The organism is Microcystis sp. M44BS1, assembly GCF_020244875.1.
Taxonomy (GTDB): Bacteria; Cyanobacteriota; Cyanobacteriia; order Cyanobacteriales; family Microcystaceae; genus Microcystis; species Microcystis panniformis.
On sequence record NZ_JADBVM010000241.1, the window covers coordinates 1 to 21007 of the forward strand.

The window sequence follows — 21007 nt, forward strand, 5'->3', positions numbered from 1 at the left end:
GCTTGAACAGGAGGACAGAGAGTTAATTATGAGATTATCACCTTTATACACTTCCCGTCTTCAGGAAGAACTGGATGCTGGCCGTCAACAGGGTCTTCAACAGGGTCTTCAACAGGGTCTTCAACAGGGTCTTCAACAGGGTCTTCAACAGGGTCTTCAACAGGGTCTTCAACAGGGTCTTCAACAGGGTCTTCAACAAGGAGAACGTCTGGTGGTAGAAAATTTATTGAAAGCTCGTTTTGGCAGTTTAGACCCCGATTTCTCCGTAATCATCGATCGCATTTTATTATTACCAGTGGAGGAGTTTACCCCTTTAATACTCAATTCATCTCGCACAGAATTAATTGCCCACTTTTCCAATTAAAAGAATAACTCAATCCTTTGATGATACTGGATTTGAAAATTGGCTGATTAACCAGAGCAGGCAATTTTCTGGGCAAATTCGGGGATATTGAGGATCGTTCTGGAACCAGCATCAGCTTTTTGCTAATTTGTGGGCAATTAGCGGCAATTTAACTCTGATGGCCTGAGAATAACTTTTCTAAAGCTTCCTTCAAGGTTGGTTCCATGACAATTTTATTTTGATAAGCAACTGTTACTCTAGCGATTGTTGGGACACTATTTTGGTCTGCCACTAGATACAAAGGTTCTACATAAAGCAGCGATTGTTCAATGGGAATAATTAATAGGTGTCCTTGCAAAACTTTAGAACCGTCCCGATTCCAAAGAGAAATCTGTTGAGAAATATCTGGATCTTGGTTAATTAAAGCCTCAATTTGATTCGGCCCGTACACTAACCTTTGTTTAGGAAATTGATAGAGCAATAACTTACCATACTCTCTATCGTCTGAACGCGCCGCTAACCAAGCGATTAAATTTTGCCGACTAGAGGGAGTATAGGGATGGAGGAGAATAAATTCTTCTTTGTCGGCATCGGGCAGTTTCATGATTAAATAATAGGGTGATACAGCCTGGGGTTCCGTGCCGTAAATTTCTAGGGGAATTTCCCATTGATCCTCCCGATTATAAAATACCTGTGGATCGGTCATGTGATAGGTTAATAATCTTTCTGCTTGGGTACTAAATAAATCTTCGGGATAACGGATATGACTGCGGAGAGTTTTCGGCATTTCCGCTAAAGATTTAAAGAGATGAGGAAAGATTTTATTCCACGTCTGAATAATTGGATCATTTTCATCGGCAACATAGAAATTCACTGTTCCATGATAGGCATCCACTACCACTTTCACCGAATTGCGAATATAGTTAAATTTATCCTTACCCGGGTCAGAATAGGGATAGCGATCGCTGATAGTATAAGCATCAATAATCCAATGTAATTTACTGCTACTATCGCCCACATCTGCCGCTACTAAATAGGGGTTGCGATCATAATTTAAAAAAGGTGCGATAGTTTGCACGCGATTTTGGACATCACGACGCATTAATAGGCGAGTTTCGGGAGTAAAATCTTGGCTAAATAACATTTGCCAATCCCGCAGATAAAGGGCAAATAGCCAACGTCTCCACCCCGTCCCCACTAGGATTCCTCCCTTACCATCGTAGGTATTATAGACATTTCCATCCCCGCTAGGAAAATCCAATTCTTCTACGGTGGTGGGAGTCATCACATAATTATTAGTTAATTCCCCATAGTAAATGCGGGGTTTACCAATGGGAATACTATAATCAATTAATTCGCTAGAGGTTTGTAGAGCCCCTTCGTCTTTATTTGTGCCGATATCTTTGACAAAATAGTAGGGTAAACCCCCGGCAGCCACTAAATTAACTGGGGAAAGAGTGAACCCATAACCATGGGTATAAACGAGATGTTTATTCACCCAAGTGTTAGCAGAAGTGGGAACCGCACTATAATCTAATTCTCTAGCGGCAATAATGGTCTGTTGTTTTTCAGATATTTGACGTTCCTCGATTTTTTCGGGCAGTCCTACTCGTACTCGATAGCGATCAATATCAGCATCGGGGAATTTATAATATAAGCGAATTTGCTGTAATTGTCGGTTAGTTTCTAGCAGTGGTTTGGTGTCCCAAAGACGAATATTATCGATAGTTAGATGGTTTCTCTCTAAAACTTCGGCATTCAATTCGGCCTGTGGATCGAAAACTTGGGCATCAATTCTATCTAAGGAAAAAGCCGCTCTTGTGGATTGAATACTTCTTTCGATATAGGGTCTTTCTCTCACTAATTCATTCGGTTGTACGACAGTTCTTTGTAATAGTCCACTGATAACTATGCCACTTATCCAAACAATTAAATAGAGAAATACAGGAACTAAGTAGGGGGAAAATACCAACTTTTTCTTAGTGTTTTTGTATAACTTGCGACGGTCTTTTTTACCAAATAATGCTTTTTCTCCTAACCATATAGAGGTTATTGCTGCAATAATTCCCAGAATAATTTCAATAAATTGACCAACATGAACATCGATATAACCCGCACCATAAACTACTCCTTCGGGAGAGTAAAGTAGCAGGTAACGCTGAATAATATGGTGTAATACTAGCAGCGCCATTAACCCACTCCACAGGGCGTATAAATGACGCAGTTGCGGACGGGAAAACCCCGGAAAGGTTCCCAGAGAAAGACTATCACCCGAAAAAAGATAGGTTAAACTAACAGCAAAAAGAGTATATATTCCCACACCACCGAGCCATAATTCTAGTAACTGCCACAGGGGTAATTGAAAGATGTAAAAACCTAAATCATTCCCGTATTGAGGATCGTTAATATTGAAAGGAACACCATAAAAATATTTTAAAAAGTTCGCCCACTGCCCAGCAATAATAAAAGATAGCATTATAGTAAATACTATAGATATTATTCGCAAAAAATACTCGGTTTTAATTAATAATCCCAAGACTAAAATAGCAATAATTACCCCTTGCCAAAGATTACTGGAAATATCGGTTAATACTTGCCTAATCCAAACTATTTCCAGAGGAGAACTTAGGGAAGAACTAAGATTAGGGAGATTAAAATCTGGTGTCCAGAGACTGAGGGCTAGTTTACTGTAATACAATAACATTGACCCAATCCAAGCTCCAATTCCCGTTGTGATAATCAAAAGACCGAGTAAATTAATACTAGGAGATTGAGGACTAAGAGGATAACTATCTTCTTTTGGTTTTTGCCAACGAAAACGCTGGGCTAAACGTAAATTAGTGAAAATAAAGAGTAGAGAAAGAATCGCACTTCCCCAACCTAATCCTAGTTGCCAAGACAATTGTTTCAGGAAAGTGTTTAAATAACCCATCTCGGTAAACCAGAGGCTATTTGCTACCACTAACACCCCTAACTGCCCGATCACAAGGCAGCCAAGAAACAGTAAAATAGGTTTAGCGATCGAGCTTCGGTTATGTCTGATCAACATGGATAAAGTGATAAGGGAGAGTCTTTTTTCATTCTAGCGATTTTAGTTTCTCCCTGCTGCTTTTTCTTAATTTAAAGATAAACTTAAGAAACTATGGCTAGGTTAGGGCAATAATTTCGCTTAAAGTCAGCCATTTTAGCTAGGATTAGCAGACTGGAGTATTTCCCGAAAAATCCTGCGTCGATAGGAAGGGGATTCATTGCTGATATTCCATAAAGTTTCGTAGAAAAAGAAAGAAACACCAAAATTTTGTTGTCTCGATTTTTCCACTTGTTGAGTAATATTAACCATCGGAATCGGACGACCTTTTAAACCAGATAAAATCCCAATAGCCACGGGGATAGATTCTCTAGCTTGCTGTAATTCTGGTTGGGATAATTCCCAGTCAAAGGCGTTCATATCAGTTCGATACACTTGTATTATTAACTCATCAATCAAGTTTTTTTGCTGCCATTTTTGCCAATCTAAAAGATAGTATTCTAGGGAGAAAGTGTAGGGATTAGGAGATAGGGAAATAATTGCTTTAGGTTGCTGCTTTTTAATCGTCTGGGCTAAACTATTCATATAGTCAGTAATTTTATCGGCCCGCCATTGAATCCATGCTTTATCTTGGTAATCTTGCGGTGGTAATTGTCCAGAATGTTCCCTTTGATAGAGTTTAATTGTGGTTTCATCATAGCCAAAATCGGCGGGATAACCAAAATGATCATCAAACTGAATTCCTTCTATATCGTAGTTAGTAATAATCTCGCTGACTAAATCGGTAATAAAGTTTTGTACTTGTGGATGTAAGGGATTTAACCACACCCGTTGATGCACTTTTCCTTCCCACCAAATCACGCTTTTATCCTGTCTTTGGGTTAACCAATCGGGATGTCGTTTGGCTAATTCTGAATCCGCAGGAGCCATAAAACCAAATTCAAACCAAGGAATAATTCTTAATTTTTTCCGATGACCTTGGCTAATTATTTCCTTTAAAAAGTTGCGATTTTTTAAAGATTCATGGGGATCGATCGCTCGTCCTGTCACTTTTTCTGCTACCTTAGAAGGATAGAGTGTATAACCCCAATTCCAGACCGTGGGATAAATTGTATTAAAATTTAAATCAGCCAACCTATCAAGGGCATCTTTTAGGGTTTGCGGTTTAAATAATACCTCACTATCGATATTAGTTAACCAAACTCCACGAATTTCGGGTTTTTCTTGGGGTTGATTGGTCGATTGTGCCGGATAATTAAAGGTTATCGTCATGATACAAGCAAAGATAATTAAAAATATTACCCAGCTTATTTTTCCGTATCTTTGACTATAAATCACCAAACTATCGGCGAAATTATTAAAACTTTTACTGATTTTATTCATAATGGGAAGTGGGGAGACTTTACAGTTATCAGTTCACTGATAACTGATAACTGATAACTGATAACTGATAACTGATAATAACTAAATTATCTCTCTAAATTGCGAGGATCTAGAGAATCGCGTAAACCATCACCGAGTAAATTAAAAGCTAAAACGGTGAGAATAATTAACAAAGCAGGTGGCCAAATTAACCAGGGTTGTAGAACAATAATTGAGGCATTGGTAGCCAAAGAAAGCATATTTCCCCAACTAGGATCCGGTTGTTGAATTCCCAAACCAATTAAACTTAAAACCGATTCGGCCACGATAAACCCCGGCACAGCTAACGTAGCAGAAATAATGATATAACTGGCAGTTTGGGGCAGCACATGACGCAGAATAATATAAAGAGGTTTTGCTCCCATAGCTTTAGCAGCCTGAATAAATTCCTGTTCTTTCAGGGATAAAACTTGACCGCGAATTACCCGCGCTAATCCCGACCAACTGATAAAAGAAGTAATCAGGACGATTAATAAAAAGCGCTGGGTGCTGGTTAATCCTGCGGGTAAAACGGCTGCCAGAGCCACGAGTAAATATATGCCGGGGATAGTCATTAAAACTTCCACAAAACGCATTAAAATCGCATCTAACCAACCACCAAAATAGCCAGAAACGCCACCAACAAATAAACCGATAGGGAAAGAAATTAAAATCCCGACCAAACCGATAAATAAACTAATTCTGCCCCCGAAAATCAAGCGACTAAAACTATCGCGTCCCGATTCGTCAGTTCCCAATATATTGATTCTACCATCGCCGATGACCCCGAACAGATGGCGATCAAAAGGGATACCGGGAAATAAAGTTACTTCCTGCCATTTTGGCGGCAAAGGTAGGCGAATTTGACCGAAATTATAGGTTTCACCCTTAACCAAGAGACGCAGCGGCAAGGGGTTGTTAAAATCTCTAATTAGCTTCCGCTCACCAGTTTCTATATTAATAGCACTTTGAGTGGTGGGATAGACGTGGGGGCCAATCCACTCACCCTTGTTACTTCCCGACTGCGAGCGCCAAAAGATTTGGGTGGGGGGGAGGAGAGACTGACCGGGTTGGGAGGAGTAGGGAGAGTAGGGAGCGACAAAATCCGCCGCCATTACGCTTAAATAGAAGATTAACAGTAAAACTGCTCCCCAACGGGCGAGAGGATTATCTTTGAGTTTGTGCCACCAGTCCATAGGCGATGAGGTCAATAGGAGAGTTAATCTTTATTTTGCTAGTTTGATTGCTACAATTCATCATACCAACAAAAAAGCTGTCTAATGTTTATCAATCCCCTTGTTTATGAGAAATCTTCTGTCTATCGTCAAGATTTTGAGACAGCGCAACCGTTTAAGCATTTGGTCATCGATAATTTTTTAGTTAGGGAGCAAGCGCAAATTTTGCTGGAAAATTTTCCCAGTTTTAATCCGCAAAAAGCCATTAGTGAGTTAGGAAAAGTTGGCGGTAAGGCGGTTAATGAGGATTTAATCGGTTTGGGGGGTGTTTATCAACAGTTTGGCCGCTACATTCAAGCGAAAGAGTTTCTCGAGTTAATTTCCCAATTAACTGGTATCGATAATTTAATTCCAGACCCTAGTTTTTATGGGGGTGGAACCCACGAAAATTTACACGGTCAAGAATTAGACCCTCACATTGATTTTAACCTCGATGAGCGTCATTGGTATCATCGCCGCTTGAATTTATTAATCTATTTAAATCCCCAATGGCAAGCAGATTGGGGAGGGAATCTAGAGTTACATTCCAATCCCCGTCAACCAGAAGAAAATAGGATTAAATCTTTTGTCCCTATCTTTAATCGTTGTCTTATTTTTGAAACCAATGAACATTCATGGCATGGATTTTCTCAGATTAATTTACCAGAAAATCAACGGCATTTATCGCGTAAATCTCTTTCTATCTATCTCTATAGCAAAGAACGTCCTATCGAAGAATTATCCCCATCTCATACAACTTTTTACATCCCGCGCCCGCTGCCAGAAAATATTCAACCCCATCAAGTTTTAAGCTCGGAAGATTACCAACAAATTAAAATTTTACTAAAAAGACGAGATGATTTAATTCGTTTTTATCAAGATAGAGAACTGAAAGAATCTCAGGATTTAGTTAGTTTAAAATCCCATATTAAGCGCTATCTATCCCTCCAATATCCTCGCCTATGGAAAATTATTAAAAGTTTACCCCGTTGGCAAAAGTGACCTAAAAAAAATCCCTACTTTCCAATCAAAGAGAGTAGGGAATAATCAAAAAAACTAACTGGGAACTTAACCTAATAACTGAGTAGCACGCGCAGTTAAAGCATTGGCAGTTAAGCCATTATAGGCCATAATTTCCCCAGCACTAGCGGTGGTTTCTCCCCGTTTCCAAGCGAAGACATCCCGACGCGCATTACTGCGTAACATAATCGGTTCTAACATGGCGCTTGTACCACCGGTTACTCCGATTAAAGCATCACCAGCAAAGAGACTGTCAAAACCAGCATCATCGAGGAAATTATTATCAGCTTCCGAGCTAGTTTCACTCATCACATCGCTAGGACGATAGAGACGACGAGGATTAATTACCGAGACGATTTTTACACCGATTCCTGCTGCTTCTAACTGTTGTGCCGACTCAAAGACGGGTAATAAAGTCATATCACCAATAACGGCAAAAACTACTTTTTTACTGCCTTCCGATTCCTGAAGAATTACGCCGCCTTTTTCCAAAGCTTGACGGGTTTGCTCAAAGGTAGTTCGCACCGGTAAAGGCGATTTACTAGCGGTGATTGTAATGCCTTTATTGCTAGTTCCTAACGCCCATCCATAACAGACTTGAATACTGTTAGCATCGCAGGGAAAGAGTGGGAAAATATTACCATTTCGCATCATAGCGGCGAAATAATTTTCAATCTCTGGGCGTTGGTGTGTCCAACCATTACGCCCTTGCTCCAAGGCTCCGGCGGTGAATAAAGTAATAGTAGAAGGGGTGGGACGACGTAACTCGGCCATCGCTTGGGTTACGGTCTGCCAAATCGGTAAACCATTGATAGCAAAAGACTCGTAGGAACACCATAAAGTTCGCGCTCCCAAGAGAGATAAACCGACGGCTAATCCGGCACAGGCATCCTCGCTTAAAGGTTCATAAACTTGACCGTTAGGACCCTGGAAATAGGTATCATCGCTGGTGGGGTGAATAATCTTTAAACCGACGTTAATATTATTAATTCCTGAAGCGGCATTACCATCAGCATTAGTGACAACAAAATTGGGGTCAGCTTTACCCACAGCTACCACTAATTCCCCCATAGCAGTGGTGGCCACTTTTTTATCGCCACCCACAGTATATTCGGTCATCGGTAAGGCTCCTAAATCCGGCAGCGGGAATACTTTTTCCGTTACCACTGTTTCCGCTGCTGGACCCCCTCCAGAGCGCTGGAAATTAGTACGAACAATTGCCCAAGCTTCAGGGGGTAAAGCGCGTTCTTGTAAGGCAGCAACGATATAATCTTTTTCTAAAGAATCTCCTGGATAAAGATTATGGGAAGCCGCTCCCCGTTTGTGAACTCCCGCCCCTTTCAGTTGTTTAATAATGATAACGGTTAGTTTACCACCTAGTGCTAATTGGGCGGCTTTATCCGTGGCCATTAACACCGCTTTCATGAACTCCAGACGCTGGTTAAAAGAGAATTTGGTGCTATCTACATATTCCCCATTTTGATTAGCATCATCGAAGTCTTTAGCATTAATGAGAATCACTTCCTCGAAACCATTACCGCGCCAATAGGCTTCCATTTCGGCGTTAGTTTTCAGGGACACCATGCTATGGTGTTCTTGGGAATAGCCATTCCAAACTAAAATCGGCAGAAAATTGGTAATTTCGGGATAAGCAGTGTGAAAATGACCAAAACTACTCATAATGTAGGGTTCTCCTAAACCACCATCCCCGATAGTGACAGGGAAAAGGGTATTAGGGTGTAATTTGGCCGCCGCCATGGCGAAATGTTGTCCTTGGCCCAAAGGACCAGCCGGCCCGAGCAGTCCGGGGATTTGTCCGGAAAGATGTCCTAAAAGTCCGTGTTTTTCCCGAAAACGTTCTCCCAATTGGCTGACGTTGCTGATGCCCATGGCTTCCAGAGAGCGATCGAGAAAGACGTTACTATAAAAACCGGGGGCATGATGGCCCACTTCGGTGAAAATATTTTTCTGGCCTAACATCATCAAAGAGGCAATCACGTCGGCAGCGCTGGCAAAACCGCCGGGGTGTCCCGATTCTTTGGTAGCGGTGATTTGTAGGGTGAGGTAACGCAAAGCATCGGCGGCTAGGAGAGTTTGATAGATAGCATTTGGGTCATTAGCGGCAATAATAGCGGTTTTTCCCTCAGCGATAGCGGCTTTTCCTGCATATTTATCAAATTCGGGTAAGGAAGCCCCAAAATATTTTATCCCTTGACAAAAATCGGGAATTGTGCTAGTAGCTGTCATAAAATTAATATACCCCTTTACATACAGGCAATCATTAAAACTATCTTACAGTTAGCGGTAACTCTCGATAGATGCGATATTACAGGGGGTTTCCATCGGCGATCGACTATTTGTGCTACACTGATCGCCAATGTTAACGATAAAATTAATCCTATTGATCATGTTAAATAGCAGCCAATTACAGCATTTAATCAGCAAATCACTGCGTTATCTATTAATTATCGGCACTATTGCCCCTCTAACTTCCTTAGAAGCTCGCCCAGTCCAAGCTACTCCTCCTAGTAGTGCTGCACCCCCTAAAGAAGCGATTGCCCCTATCCCCGCAGAAAGCAAAGAGTACACCCTAGGAGAAGGGGATAAAGTGCGCGTCACCGTTTACCAAGTCGCGGATTTAAGCGGCGATTTCCTTGTTTTAGCCGATGGAACCCTAACTTTACCTCTAATTGGTAGCGTCAAAGTGGAAGGAATGACCGTCACCGAAGCCGGCCAAACCCTCGCCAAACGTTACACCACCTATCTCAAACGTCCCGTGGTTACTGTTAGCGTTCTCACCCCCCGGCCTTTGCAAATCGCCATCGCGGGGGAAGTCAATCGTCCGGGTACTTATACAATTAACCCCGAACAAAGCCAAAAAACGCCCCTATTGACCGAAATAATCCAGAAAGCGGGGGGAGTAACCACCGTGGCCGATATTGGTCAAGTTCAAATTCGACGCAACATCAAGGGACAAGAACAGCTAATTCAAGCCAATCTCTGGCAATTAATCCAAAAAGGCGATACAACCCAAGATATTAGCCTTAGAGATGGTGATAGCATCGTTATTCCCACTAAAACGACCCTTAGCGTCGGGGAAGTCAATCAATTAGCCGATGCCAATTTTGGACTAGATAGCGATCGAGAAATTAATGTTACTGTGGTGGGAGAAGTTTATCGTCCGGGGTCCCATCGTATTGTCCCCACTGCCAACAATAACAATAACAATAATAATGACCAAGAGCGCGGCGGCACCAGGAAACCGGCCCGACTAACCCAAGCTATCCAACAAGCGGGAGGCATCAAACCTCTTGCCGATATCCGACAGGTGCAAGTGCTGCGTTATACTCGTGACGGTTCCCAGCAGAAAATCCCCGTAGATCTGTGGAGTTTGCTCGAAAAAGGTGATATAACCGGCGATATCTTTCTTCAAGAAGGAGATACGGTGATTATCCCCACCGCTACCGAAATCTCGGCCAAGGAATCGGAAACCCTAGCATCGGCTAGTTTTGCCCCTAAAACCATTAACGTGAAAGTGGTCGGGGAGGTGAAAAAACCAGGGATAATTGAAGTCCCTCCTAATACCCCTCTCAATCAGGCAATTTTAACCGCAGGAGACTTTGATAAGCGTCGCGCTAATCAGTCCACAGTGGATTTAATTCGTCTCAATCCTAACGGGACCGTCACCAAAACCTCAATTAACATCGATTTTTCCCAGGGTATCAACGAGAAAACTAACCCGATTCTCCGCAATAATGATGTGGTTGTGGTTCATCGTAGCAGTCTGGCCTCTGCCACCGACACCCTCGGCACGGTTTTAAGTCCCTTTACTGGTCTGACAGGCCTCTTCAACGGATTTTTAAATCTTTTCCGTTAAAAAAGTTCACTTTAACCCGATGTCATTAGCTAAGTAATCGAGCTAATAATAGATATAGAAACGGCGAAAAGTCGTGAGCGGTCACGGCTTTTCTGCTCAATAGACTCAGGAAAGAAAACTATGATTTTTCTCCTTACTCTAGCCCTAATCTCCCTGTCGATTAGCTACAATGTTCACGGCGAAATAATTAGCCTCAGTACCTGCTTATTAGGTCTTTTTTGTGGCTTGTTAAGTTTGTTCTTTACACCCCTACTGGTAAAAGTTTTTATCCTTGTCACTTTAGTCCTCTTTAGCTGAGATTTTAAACCCTAAACCCGACTAAAACCCTAAGCATACATAACCCATCAAAAAAACTGTTATGCAAAAACGCTATCTCGGTCAGACTAATATAGAAATTACTCCCCTTCTCGTGGGTACTTGGCAAGCAGGAAAAAAGATGTGGGCAGGTATTGAAGATAAGGAAAGTATTAGGGCTATTCGTGCCGCTTTTGAGGCAGGAATTACCACTGTAGATACAGCCGAAATCTACGGGGAAGGTCACTCAGAATTGATTGTCGCTCAAGCTTTAGCCGATGTGCGAGAACAGGTAATTTATGCCACCAAAGTCTTTGCTAATCACCTTAAATATGAGCAAGTTATCGCAGCTTGCGATCGCTCTTTAAAAAACCTCCAAACTGATTATATCGATCTTTACCAAATTCATTGGCCCAGTGGCTCATGGAACACGGAAATAGTGCCTATTTCTGAAACTATGGCCGCTCTTAATTATCTGAAAGCCCAGGGAAAAATTCGCGCTATAGGGGTTTCCAATTTCTCCCGTTCTCAACTGGAAGAAGCCAGTCAATACGGCAGAATTGAGAGTATTCAACCTCCCTATTCTCTGTTTTGGCGCTCGGTAGAAAAGGAAATTATGCCCTATTGTCTAGAGAATAATATTTCCATTCTGGCATATTCTCCCCTTGCCCAAGGTTTATTAACAGGAAAATTTAGAAACGGTTATCAGTTGGCAGCGGAGGATCATAGAATTAAAAATAAACTCTTTCATGGCGAAAACTTTCAGAGGGTACAAGCAGCTTTAACTCAATTAGAACCGATTGCTGAACGCTATAATTGTTCCCTAGCTCAATTATCTCTTGCTTGGTTAATTAAGCAACCTCAAACTAATGCAATTGCTGGGGTAAGAAATGCCGCTCAAGCAGTTAATAACGCCCAAGCAATGACAATTAATTTAACCCCAGAAGACCTAAAATTAATTGATAATATCGGTAAACAGGTAACTGATTTCTTGGATGATAATCCTGTGCTGTGGGATTTCTAAAAATTATGCAGCAGTTATCCTAAGGGTGAAGATAGAAGTTTTGGTGGGTGCATCTCAACATTTGCAGAAATACCGACAATCAGCAATTATCAGTGACTCTTAAATTGGTACAAAAATATGAACAATCGCGTCTAAGCATCCCACCGAAAAACTAATGCGCTCCGGGGTTTGGGGGGTAGAACCCCCCAAAAGCTTGGATTGAGTGATAAAATCGGAAGTAACGCCCAATTTTAAAAGAGAGTTTCCCTTTAAAAATCCCAACTTAGTAGATTTACGAAAGTGAGATTCAGTTCCTGTTCTTTGATTATAACTGGCTACTTAGTTGATGATAGGTGGTGCGTTAGTAACGCATCCTACGTTTTACTTAGTAGATTTACAAAAGTGAGATGCACCCTATTTAATTCTCAGGAAAAAGCCTGTATAATGATAGCTATAGTCCGATTCTTACCGCAGGATTATCCCTATGGCTAAATCGAAAAAACACAATCTGCAATGGATTAAAGAAACCCTCGACTTAAATCCAGATCATAACTGGAAATCTAGTCCGGGTAACAGTATTTTTGTAGCTGGTCGCGGTGCAGTGCGCTTTGAAGTTCCTCAAGATTGGCATTTTGAACCCGATGATAATTCCTTTCGTTTTTTGGATAGAAAACCCCCCGATGATGATTGTCGTTTAGAGGTTTCCTATAATTTACTTCCCCCCGGAGATTGGAAAGAATTGCCCCTGAAAGGAATGGTCAAAAAATTAGCTCGTGAAGATAGCCGCAATCCTCACGAAATTGGCGAAGTTATCCAAGAAAAACGCCAAACTGCGCGCATTGTTTGGGTGCAAATTCAATTCATCGACCCCCAAGAAAATCGACCAGCTTATTCGCGCATTGCCGTGGGTATTGGTTCTGGAGTTCAATGTTTAATTACTATGGATTATTGGGTCGATGATGCTCCCAAATTCACCCCCGTCTGGGATACGGTTATCTCCTCCCTGGTGTTAGGTTTATACATTCGTGATCCCCGCAGCGGTTTAGCTTTCCCCGACTAAAGGTAATAGCAATTTTGCAGGAAAATTTCCTTGACAAAAAACCTTAATTGTGATAGTAGAAAAATCGATCGCCCGACTTGCGTGGGGATGGCTGCCAGTCCCCGCGTTGACGGGATGTGCGGGAAAGCAAGAGGCACTGAGACTCAAACGCAAGCTATAACCTTGAGGAATAGTGATAAAAGTGGCTTGCATGGAAATATTTAGGGGTGATTCGGGATTATTTACCCGTTTATAACCCTGAGTGATATTAAAAACTCGACCATCGGGGGTAACTTGAGAAACCACCGCGCAGATATCGAAACTAACCGCGTCTGCTTGACAATAACAATCCAGACGGGGACTACCCAAAATCGTTAAATCCTTCTCTAGGGGGGGAGAAGTGTAGGTAATCACATCACTGCGACAGTCTAGCATGGTGCGGTCGAATATTCCCCCCGGTAGGGCGCTATGACCTCCTAAAGATGGAACCGGTCGCCAAGGATCGTGAACGATGGTATCCTCGATCGCAGGTTCTAACAAAATCGCGCTTAATTTCCCCTCATCCTCGCGCAGATTGGCTAAACCTTGACTAGCAAGATAATAAATTTGCTGATTTTCTCTGGGAAACTTTTCCAGATATCGCCATTGATTAGACCCCATTTGAAATAGATACATAGGAGGATTTTTTAATAACTCTACCTCCTGACCTTTTAAGAAATAATCAAACCATTGCAGCTGCATTTTATCCACAGGACTAATTGCCTCTTGACCATAATCTATCTCTCCTACTTTTCTCCCCCAGGGTAGATGAGTCCAAGCGCCAATAATTAGTCGTTGGGGATAGATAGAACGCGCTTGCATTTCTTGGTATAAACTCAAAGTTCCCCGGAGATGAGGATCGAACCAACCTCCGATATGTAACATCGGTAAATCGATATTTTTTAAAAGGTGTTGCGGTGATAAATTTTGCCAGTAGTCATCGGGAAGATAACGAGTAATCCAATCGTGATAAAAAGAATCGGCGGCTAAATCTTGCAGAATTTGGGGATAGGCAGCAATAGGATCAAAAAGTGGTAAATTTCGGGAAGCTACCCAGAGTTTTTGATAGGCAGTTTCATCCCCTTTTAATCTAGCTGTTTCTGCCGCTAATTGTATTGCCCAAGCGAGATTATATTGTAAATTAAATGCTTCATTTTCATAGCCCCAATCTCGATATAAATCGTGAGCGATCATCCCTGGGCAAATAGTTTTTAAAGCACCGTGACCATTAGCAGCCGCGTATAATTGGGTCATTCCCTGATAGGAAAAACCATACATTCCCACCACACCAGTATTATTAGGAATAGTTAAAACCCATTCAATAGTTTCTAATCCGTCGCTAATTTCATGGGCAAATAAATTAAAATTTCCCGTCGAGTTTCCCCGTCCCTGGACATCCTGAATTACTACAATATAACCCTGACGTGCATACCAGCTAGGATGGGCATAAACCACCGTAGAAGCGATTGCTTTTCCGTAGGGTTGTCGCATTAGTAAAATGGGAAAAGATTCCCTACTATCGGGACGATAAATATCGGCAGCTAAACTAATTCCATCTTTGGTGATCAAACTAGCTGTTTCTTTTTTTATGGGGTGGGGATTAAACATTATTATCTCTTTCAGATCAAAAATACTGTCAGGTGGCTCAATCGAGAAAACTTGACAGGGACCAGTAAAGCTTAACTAAATGTTACAATAAAGGCGGACTGTCTCAACTGCCTAGGACTGGAGAAAAATCAGCGATGCTACGACTAGAGAGAATTAGTAAGATTTACCCGACGGGAGAAGTGTTAAAAGATGTCACTTGGGAAGTAAAAACTGGCGATCGCATCGGATTGGTGGGAGTCAATGGGGCCGGAAAATCCACCCAACTGAAGATTATTATGGGGGAAGTGGAACCCACCGCCGGGGAGATCATCCGTCCTACCAGTCTCCATATCGGCTATCTTACCCAAGAATTTGAAGTGGATCCTCGTCGGACGGTACGCGAGGAATTTTGGACGGTGTTTCAAGAAGCGAATCAAGTCCACCATCAACTAATAGAAATTCCCCAGCGCATGGAAAAAGCTGATCCCGAAGAATTAGATCGCTTAATTCATCAATTGGATCGCCTACAAAGACAATTTGAAGGGTTAGATGGTTACGGATTAGAAGCGCGCATCGAGAAAATTTTACCAGAAATGGGCTTTACTATTGATGACGGCGATCGCTTGGTAAGTTCCTTTAGTGGTGGTTGGCAAATGCGGATGAGTTTAGGCAAAATTCTCCTGCAAACTCCCGATATTTTACTCCTCGATGAACCGACTAACCATTTAGACTTAGAAACCATTGAATGGTTAGAAAAATTCCTCAAGGATTTAACCACTCCCATGGTCATAGTGTCCCACGACCGGGAATTTCTTGATCGCCTCTGTACCAAAATTGTCGAAACGGAAAGGGGAGTTTCTACCACTTATTTAGGTAATTATTCTGCCTACCTACAGCAAAAATATGAACAACAATCCGCTCAGTTAAGTGCCTACGAACGTCAACAAAAAGAACTAGAAAAACAGCAAGCTTTCGTCGATCGGTTCCGGGCCAGTGCCACCCGCAGTACCCAAGCAAAAAGCCGGGAAAAACAATTAGAAAAAGTGGAAAAAATTGAAGCACCAATTGCGGATGTGCGTACCTTAAAATTCCAGTTTCCTCCAGCAGTGCGTAGTGGTCGAGAAGTGGTAACGATTAAAAATCTTGTTCACATTTACGATGATAAAATTCTCTTTTTGGGAGCAAATATGGAAATAGAAAGGGGCGATCGAGTGGCGTTTTTAGGACCCAATGGAGCGGGAAAATCGACGCTTTTACGTTTAATTGTTGGGTTAGAAGCTCCCACAGAAGGCTCGATCGAAATCGGTAAACACAACGTTATTCCTAGTTATTTTGAGCAGAACCAAGCGGAAGCTTTAGACCTAACTAAAACTGTTTTAGATACCATTCATGATGAAGTTCCCGATTGGAAAGATGTGGAAGTTCGCAGTCTTTTAGGGCGATTTTTATTCAGTGGGGAAACGGTATTAAAAAAAGTAGAATCTTTGAGTGGTGGCGAAAAAGCGCGTCTTGCTTTAGCCAAAATGTTACTTGCTCCCGCTAACTTATTAATTCTCGATGAACCCACTAATCACCTCGATATTCCCGCTAAGGAAATGTTAGAATCGGCTTTAAAAGTTTATGAAGGCACGGTTTTAATTGTTTCCCATGATCGTTATTTTATCTCCCAGGTAGCCAACAAAATTGTCGAGATTCGGGATGGCGAATTAATTGTCTATGCGGGAGATTATCACTATTATCTAGAAAAACTAGACGAAGAAAAACAAAAAGCCGAACAAAAACGCATTGAAGCCGAAAAAGCGGCCAAAGCTGCCGCTAAACGCGCTAAACAAAAGGCCAAAAAAGGTTAGAATGTAAAGTATCACCCTATCCACGATTATCTATCAATTAATTAATCTTATGGCAACTATAAAAGTAGGCGATCGAGTTCCCGATTTTTCTCTCCCTTCCCAAACAGGGACAACGGTTAATATCAGGGATTTAATCGGTAAAAAATCCCTAGTAATTTATTTTTATCCCAAAGATGATACTCCGGGTTGTACCGCAGAATCCTGCGCTTTCCGCGATAGTTACGAAGTCTTTACCGACGCGGGTGCGGAAGTTATTGGGATTAGTGCCGATAGTCCCCAATCTCATCAACAATTTGCCCAAAAATATAATCTTCCCTTCACCCTTTTAAGTGATAGCGATAACCGAGTGCGGAAATTATTCGGTGTTCCCGCTACCTTATTCGTCCTCCCTGGACGAGTTACCTATATCGTTGATCAAGAGGGAATCGTCAGACATATTTTTGATTCTATGTTAGATTTTAAAGCTCACGTTACCGAATCTTTGAACACGATTAAATCTTTTTAGGTTGATGATTATGCAAGAAATTAAGACACCTATCCCCTAATGATGCTGGTTCTGACTTAAAAATAACCTTAATGGTGTGTTAATTTTGGCTAACACACCCTCAGTCTGCTTTAGTTATTGGCAAAAATGACGGCTGGAAACAGAAGGCTAACATAGGCAAAGCTAACAGCCAAAAGTTTGTTGCTATTCCTTATAACCGTCTAATTGAAATGTTAACTTATACTAAATCCGTTGAGTAGTGGTTTCAAGTTACAACATCCTAAGAAAAGCATTCCCAAATCCGTTCAGCTATGGGATAGAGAGGTGCGTAGTTCAGCCAAGGAGAATTAATCTCTCGAAGTAAAAGTGAAGGGAATTTCTCAAATCGAATTCAGTCTGTTTATAATTGACTATACTTTTACTAACTATATAGTAAAGACTTTCAGGGTGTTTTGCTTGACGACTCCAATGGACTTGCTATAGGAACGATAAAAGTTTACCTTTCTTGGTGCGATGCTAAATAACAAACTACAACTTCTGTTAACTAGGGTAGGCAGCTGGGCCGTTGCTGGACTGCTCGGCGGTTTGATCGGCTCTCTGGCCGCAGTACTACTGACTGAGGCAATTAAGCAAACCCTGAGCATTGCCTCTGGACTGGATAGTGTCTGGCGACTGCTGCTGCCTCTGGTGGGCGTTACCTTAGCAGTGCTAGTCCTGTTTGGACTGGGTAGGGGGCAACCCGTGCAGACCTTAGCTCCCCGGGAGGCCACTGCCTCTGGCCGCTGGGGTTCTCTCATGGACTGGTACTCCTTCCCCCATGACATTGCTCGCGCCGATCTGACCGGTGACGTGATCAACGCATCTGGCGCGGAAGAGCGCTTCCCCTGGAATCTGGCACCGTTGCGCGCCCTGGCCATCCTCTCCACCGTTGGACTGGGTGCGCCCATGGGAACAGAATCACCGGCGGCTCATATTGGCGTGGCGACGGGAACTTGGTTAGGTAGCATAAATCCAGCCCTGCGTCAACTGGTGCGGCCGCTGGCAATCGGCGGCGGTGCGGCCAGTGTTTCCGCCCTGATGGGAATCCCGCTGGTGGGCAGCTTCTTTATGTTTGAGTTGAGTCAGCGACGCCAGGTTCCGCTCACCCCGGAGCGAGTGGCGGCGATGTTAGCCGGGGGACTGGTGGGATGGAGAGTCAACGTTGCCTTTAAGCTGCAACTGATCCGGCTAGTCGTGCCGAAGGTTGCCCCGACTGACTTCTGGGATGCGGTGGGTGCCACTTTGTTGATCGGAGCGATCGCTGGCACGATTACAGCCCTCACCGGTGAGGCGATCTACTGGGCCAGAGGCTTGCGGGACAGGCCCGCCACTCGTCTCCTGATCGGTGGCCTGGTGATGCTATTCTTGGCGATCGTGATCGGACAGGTGGCGACCCCTGCAGCGGCTTTTGGTCCAGGGGGGGCCGCTATCCTCTGGGCCGAAAACATTGAAACGACTCCTTACCACCTGTTGGCGGTAGCTCTGCTCCGGGCTGCCGCCACCACCGCTGCCGTTTTAGCTGGGGGCTGTGGTGGTGTGTTTGTCCCTTTTCTGGCGATCGGCGACCTCAGTGGCCGGGTGTTCGCAACCACCTTTGAGATTTCGGGGGATCTGGCGGGTGCGGCAGGGGCAGCGGCCGGCATTGCCGGCGGCTATCGCCTACCTCTGACCGCCATGGCCATGGTGCTGGGGGTGGGTGGACCGGGGGCTGCCCAGTTAACCTGCCTTGCCACAGTAGTGGTCGCCGCCCTTTCGGGATTGGTGGCCGCACGGGCAGCCAATCAACTCTCCAGTTCCCTCCGCGCAATGTTCCGCTAGAAGCCGCCGTCAAGGGAGTGAAATCAAATTTGCAATCCCATTGAATTTGACCCCCTATTATGGGAACTAACCCCCAAAAGCCTTGCTACAGGGCAAATTTAGAATTGCTGCTTTAAACCCAACTTGTCGTAAAGTGAAATAGGACTGACCAGTGCCACCGATTTTGATTAGCAAACTCCCATGATTCATCAACCCCCGGCGGGGACAAGGGATTTATTACCCCTAGAAGTTACCCAAAAAGGCTGGATTAACGATCGCCTTCAGTCTGTCTTTCAGCGTTGGGGCTATCAAAGGATTGTCACCTCCACCATTGAATGGCTCGATACCCTCACCGCAGGCGGTGCGATCGATCCCAGCACCGTGATCCAACTGCACGGGGATAGTCAAGGACTATCGGGATTACGCCCTGAATTAACCGCTTCCATTGCCCGTAGTGCCGTCACCCGCAGGAGTGGGGAGTCCTATCCCCAACGTCTCTGTTATCGGGCCAACGTTTTTCGTCGCCCTAGTGCCGGTTATCACGGTCGTCAAGTGGAATTCTATCAAGCGGGGGTAGAACTGCTCTTTTCTGGCGGTTTACTAGCCGATGCCGAGATTTTACTGCTCTTGGCTGACTGTTTCGATGGTTTGGCCGTCCCTAACTGGCAGATTATTCTAGGAGAAGCGGGTTTGACTCGTTCCCTACTTTCCCCTTTTCCCGGTCCTTTGCGGGAACAGGTGAAACGCTGTTTAGCCCTCCTTGACTACGTTAGCCTCGAAAATCTTCCCTATCCCAACGAAACCCTCCGGCAGCAAGCCCGACAATTATTCCAGCTGCGCGGTAATCCTCACGATGTTCTCGCACAAGTGGCAGTATTGGCCCAGGAAGAATCAGCCCAAAAAGCCGTTAATAACCTTAAATCCCTAGTGGAGCTGCTTAATGCTGATCGCTCTGGGCCTTTCCCCCTAATTCTCGATTTAAGTCTCATTCAAACCTTTGATTACTACACCGGCATCGTTTTTAAAGCCGTTAGTGATCACCAGCAAAATCTCAGTATTTTAGGCCAGGGCGGACGCTATGATCAATTATTGGGCGTTTTTCATCCCCAGGGTCAATCGGCTCCCGGTATCGGTTTTTCCCTGAATATCGAAGAACTGCACGAAAGTTTATTATCAGGGCAGACTTTACCCACCCAGGCTCCTCCCCTCGACTGGTTGCTTATACCTTTGGGTAATAACGCCCAGATAGCGACTTTTAGTAAAGCTCGTTCCCTTCGCACCAGTGATCCGAATCTGAGGGTGGCGATCGATTTAGGAGGTCGCAGCGAGGCAGAAATTCGCACCTATGCCCGCGATCGAATGATTAAAAATCTCGCCTGGGTGCAGGAAGATGGTTCCGTGAGCGAAGAATCTCTCTAAAAGGGGTCAAAAGCGGCGAAAATACTGCCTTCTGCCCGCTGCTATAGGACTCTATCTAGGGGTTTGCGGCAAAAAGTACGGGCGAAGCATTCGAGCAATAACCTATCGGTGAAACCGTAGATTTTTTATCCGAATGCTTCGCCCCTACAGGACAAAGATGTAGATGTAGGTTGCTCTAATGGGAAGTTTTGTGACGACAAGTGGCATTGATGATATTTATGGGGAATAATAGATTTAGATGAGTGCCTAACTTTCCAATTGGTAGCGACTTGCCATGAAACAACCAACCGCCAATTATGATGAACCCTGGAAAGAAGCATTAAGCGAATATTTTGAAGCGTTTTTATACTTCTTTTTTCCCGAAGTTCACCAATTAATCGATTGGACAAAAATTCCCGAATCCCTAGAAAAAGAACTCAAACGGATTACCGCTTCAGCAAAGACAAAAAAACGTTTCGCTGACAAACTCTATAAAGTCTGGTTACTCAGGGGTGAAGAAGGCTGGATTTGGATTCATATTGAAATTCAAAGCCAATACGAAGAAAATTTCCCTCAGAGGATGTATATTTATAA

Annotated in this window: 13 protein-coding genes and 3 pseudogenes; 11 read left to right on the forward strand and 5 right to left on the reverse strand. The window is 43.5% G+C overall.

Annotation, left to right across the window (positions count from 1 at the left end):
* Window positions 1-364: pseudogene (locus IM515_RS18990) on the forward strand (flagellar assembly protein H); the annotation flags it as partial.
* A gap of 148 nt (window positions 365-512) precedes the next feature.
* On the opposite strand, the gene IM515_RS18995 reads toward IM515_RS18990, so the two are convergent.
* The 3 genes from IM515_RS18995 to IM515_RS19005 all read right to left on the reverse strand — a co-directional run bounded on the left by IM515_RS18995 (window position 513) and on the right by IM515_RS19005 (window position 5968).
* Complete coding sequence (locus IM515_RS18995) at window positions 513-3392, reverse strand: UPF0182 family protein (protein ID WP_287627915.1); 2880 nt, start codon at window positions 3390-3392, stop codon at window positions 513-515.
* A gap of 135 nt (window positions 3393-3527) precedes the next feature.
* Window positions 3528-4754 (reverse strand): glycoside hydrolase family 10-like protein, encoded by a 1227-nt coding sequence (locus IM515_RS19000; RefSeq protein WP_287627913.1) that lies wholly within the window; start codon window positions 4752-4754, stop codon window positions 3528-3530.
* Between the two features lie 86 nt (window positions 4755-4840).
* Window positions 4841-5968 carry an ABC transporter permease gene (locus IM515_RS19005; RefSeq protein ID WP_287627911.1) on the reverse strand — a complete coding sequence of 376 codons (1128 nt, stop codon included), beginning with the start codon at window positions 5966-5968 and terminating at the stop codon, window positions 4841-4843.
* 84 nt (window positions 5969-6052) lie between these two features.
* Between IM515_RS19005 and IM515_RS19010 the strand changes: the two genes are divergently transcribed.
* Window positions 6053-6988: a 2OG-Fe(II) oxygenase gene (locus tag IM515_RS19010; RefSeq protein ID WP_287627910.1), complete on the forward strand. Its 936-nt coding sequence runs from the start codon at window positions 6053-6055 to the stop codon at window positions 6986-6988.
* Window positions 6989-7054: 66 nt separating this feature from the next.
* Here the strand turns inward: IM515_RS19010 and IM515_RS19015 are convergent, their stop codons facing one another.
* Window positions 7055-9253, reverse strand: coding sequence for a phosphoketolase family protein (locus tag IM515_RS19015; RefSeq protein ID WP_287627909.1), 2199 nt, complete (start codon window positions 9251-9253; stop codon window positions 7055-7057).
* 130 nt (window positions 9254-9383) lie between these two features.
* Between IM515_RS19015 and IM515_RS19020 the strand changes: the two genes are divergently transcribed.
* From IM515_RS19020 to IM515_RS19030, 3 genes are all read left to right on the forward strand, one after another.
* Window positions 9384-10883 carry an SLBB domain-containing protein gene (locus IM515_RS19020; protein ID WP_287627908.1) on the forward strand — a complete coding sequence of 500 codons (1500 nt, stop codon included), beginning with the start codon at window positions 9384-9386 and terminating at the stop codon, window positions 10881-10883.
* A gap of 358 nt (window positions 10884-11241) precedes the next feature.
* A complete protein-coding gene (locus tag IM515_RS19025; protein ID WP_287627907.1) occupies window positions 11242-12201 on the forward strand; it encodes an aldo/keto reductase in 960 nt (319 codons plus the stop codon).
* 463 nt (window positions 12202-12664) lie between these two features.
* Window positions 12665-13240: an Alr1449 family protein gene (locus tag IM515_RS19030; protein ID WP_002767998.1), complete on the forward strand. Its 576-nt coding sequence runs from the start codon at window positions 12665-12667 to the stop codon at window positions 13238-13240.
* Here the strand turns inward: IM515_RS19030 and IM515_RS19035 are convergent.
* Window positions 13223-14866 carry a CocE/NonD family hydrolase gene (locus IM515_RS19035; RefSeq protein WP_287627906.1) on the reverse strand — a complete coding sequence of 548 codons (1644 nt, stop codon included), beginning with the start codon at window positions 14864-14866 and terminating at the stop codon, window positions 13223-13225. The two genes, IM515_RS19030 and IM515_RS19035, sit on opposite strands and share 18 nt — an antisense overlap.
* Window positions 14867-15000: 134 nt before the next feature.
* Between IM515_RS19035 and IM515_RS19040 the strand changes: the two genes are divergently transcribed.
* The 6 genes and pseudogenes from IM515_RS19040 to IM515_RS19060 all read left to right on the forward strand — a co-directional run.
* The gene (locus IM515_RS19040; protein WP_287627905.1) at window positions 15001-16695 is read left to right on the forward strand and encodes an ABC-F family ATP-binding cassette domain-containing protein; all 1695 of its coding nucleotides are present in this window, start codon (window positions 15001-15003) and stop codon (window positions 16693-16695) included.
* Between the two features lie 49 nt (window positions 16696-16744).
* Window positions 16745-17200, forward strand: coding sequence for a peroxiredoxin (locus IM515_RS19045; RefSeq protein ID WP_287627904.1), 456 nt, complete (start codon window positions 16745-16747; stop codon window positions 17198-17200).
* A 104-nt stretch (window positions 17201-17304) separates the two neighbouring features.
* Window positions 17305-17543, forward strand: a pseudogene (locus IM515_RS25985) (hypothetical protein); the annotation flags it as partial.
* Between the two features lie 149 nt (window positions 17544-17692).
* Entirely contained in the window at window positions 17693-19036 is a 1344-nt protein-coding gene (locus IM515_RS19050) for a chloride channel protein (RefSeq protein ID WP_287627903.1), read from the forward strand.
* Window positions 19037-19216: 180 nt separating this feature from the next.
* On the forward strand, window positions 19217-20434 hold the full coding sequence (locus IM515_RS19055) for an ATP phosphoribosyltransferase regulatory subunit (protein WP_287627902.1): 1218 nt from the start codon (window positions 19217-19219) through the stop codon (window positions 20432-20434).
* Between the two features lie 274 nt (window positions 20435-20708).
* A pseudogene (locus IM515_RS19060) lies at window positions 20709-21007 on the forward strand (hypothetical protein); the annotation flags it as partial.

Bases quoted from the DNA above. Each gene is read 5' to 3' on its own strand.
- IM515_RS18995 (WP_287627915.1), bottom strand. From the start codon at position 3,392: ATGTTGATCAGACATAACCGAAGCTCGATCGCTAAACCTATTTTACTG.
- IM515_RS19010 (WP_287627910.1), top strand. From the start codon at position 6,053: ATGTTTATCAATCCCCTTGTTTATGAGAAATCTTCTGTCTATCGTCAA.
- IM515_RS19015 (WP_287627909.1), bottom strand. From the start codon at position 9,253: ATGACAGCTACTAGCACAATTCCCGATTTTTGTCAAGGGATAAAATAT.
- IM515_RS19055 (WP_287627902.1), top strand. From the start codon at position 19,217: ATGATTCATCAACCCCCGGCGGGGACAAGGGATTTATTACCCCTAGAA.
- IM515_RS19035 (WP_287627906.1), bottom strand. From the start codon at position 14,866: ATGTTTAATCCCCACCCCATAAAAAAAGAAACAGCTAGTTTGATCACC.
- IM515_RS19025 (WP_287627907.1), top strand. From the start codon at position 11,242: ATGCAAAAACGCTATCTCGGTCAGACTAATATAGAAATTACTCCCCTT.
- IM515_RS19000 (WP_287627913.1), bottom strand. From the start codon at position 4,754: ATGAATAAAATCAGTAAAAGTTTTAATAATTTCGCCGATAGTTTGGTG.
- IM515_RS19045 (WP_287627904.1), top strand. From the start codon at position 16,745: ATGGCAACTATAAAAGTAGGCGATCGAGTTCCCGATTTTTCTCTCCCT.
- IM515_RS19005 (WP_287627911.1), bottom strand. From the start codon at position 5,968: ATGGACTGGTGGCACAAACTCAAAGATAATCCTCTCGCCCGTTGGGGA.
- IM515_RS19050 (WP_287627903.1), top strand. From the start codon at position 17,693: ATGCTAAATAACAAACTACAACTTCTGTTAACTAGGGTAGGCAGCTGG.
- IM515_RS19040 (WP_287627905.1), top strand. From the start codon at position 15,001: ATGCTACGACTAGAGAGAATTAGTAAGATTTACCCGACGGGAGAAGTG.
- IM515_RS19020 (WP_287627908.1), top strand. From the start codon at position 9,384: ATGTTAACGATAAAATTAATCCTATTGATCATGTTAAATAGCAGCCAA.
- IM515_RS19030 (WP_002767998.1), top strand. From the start codon at position 12,665: ATGGCTAAATCGAAAAAACACAATCTGCAATGGATTAAAGAAACCCTC.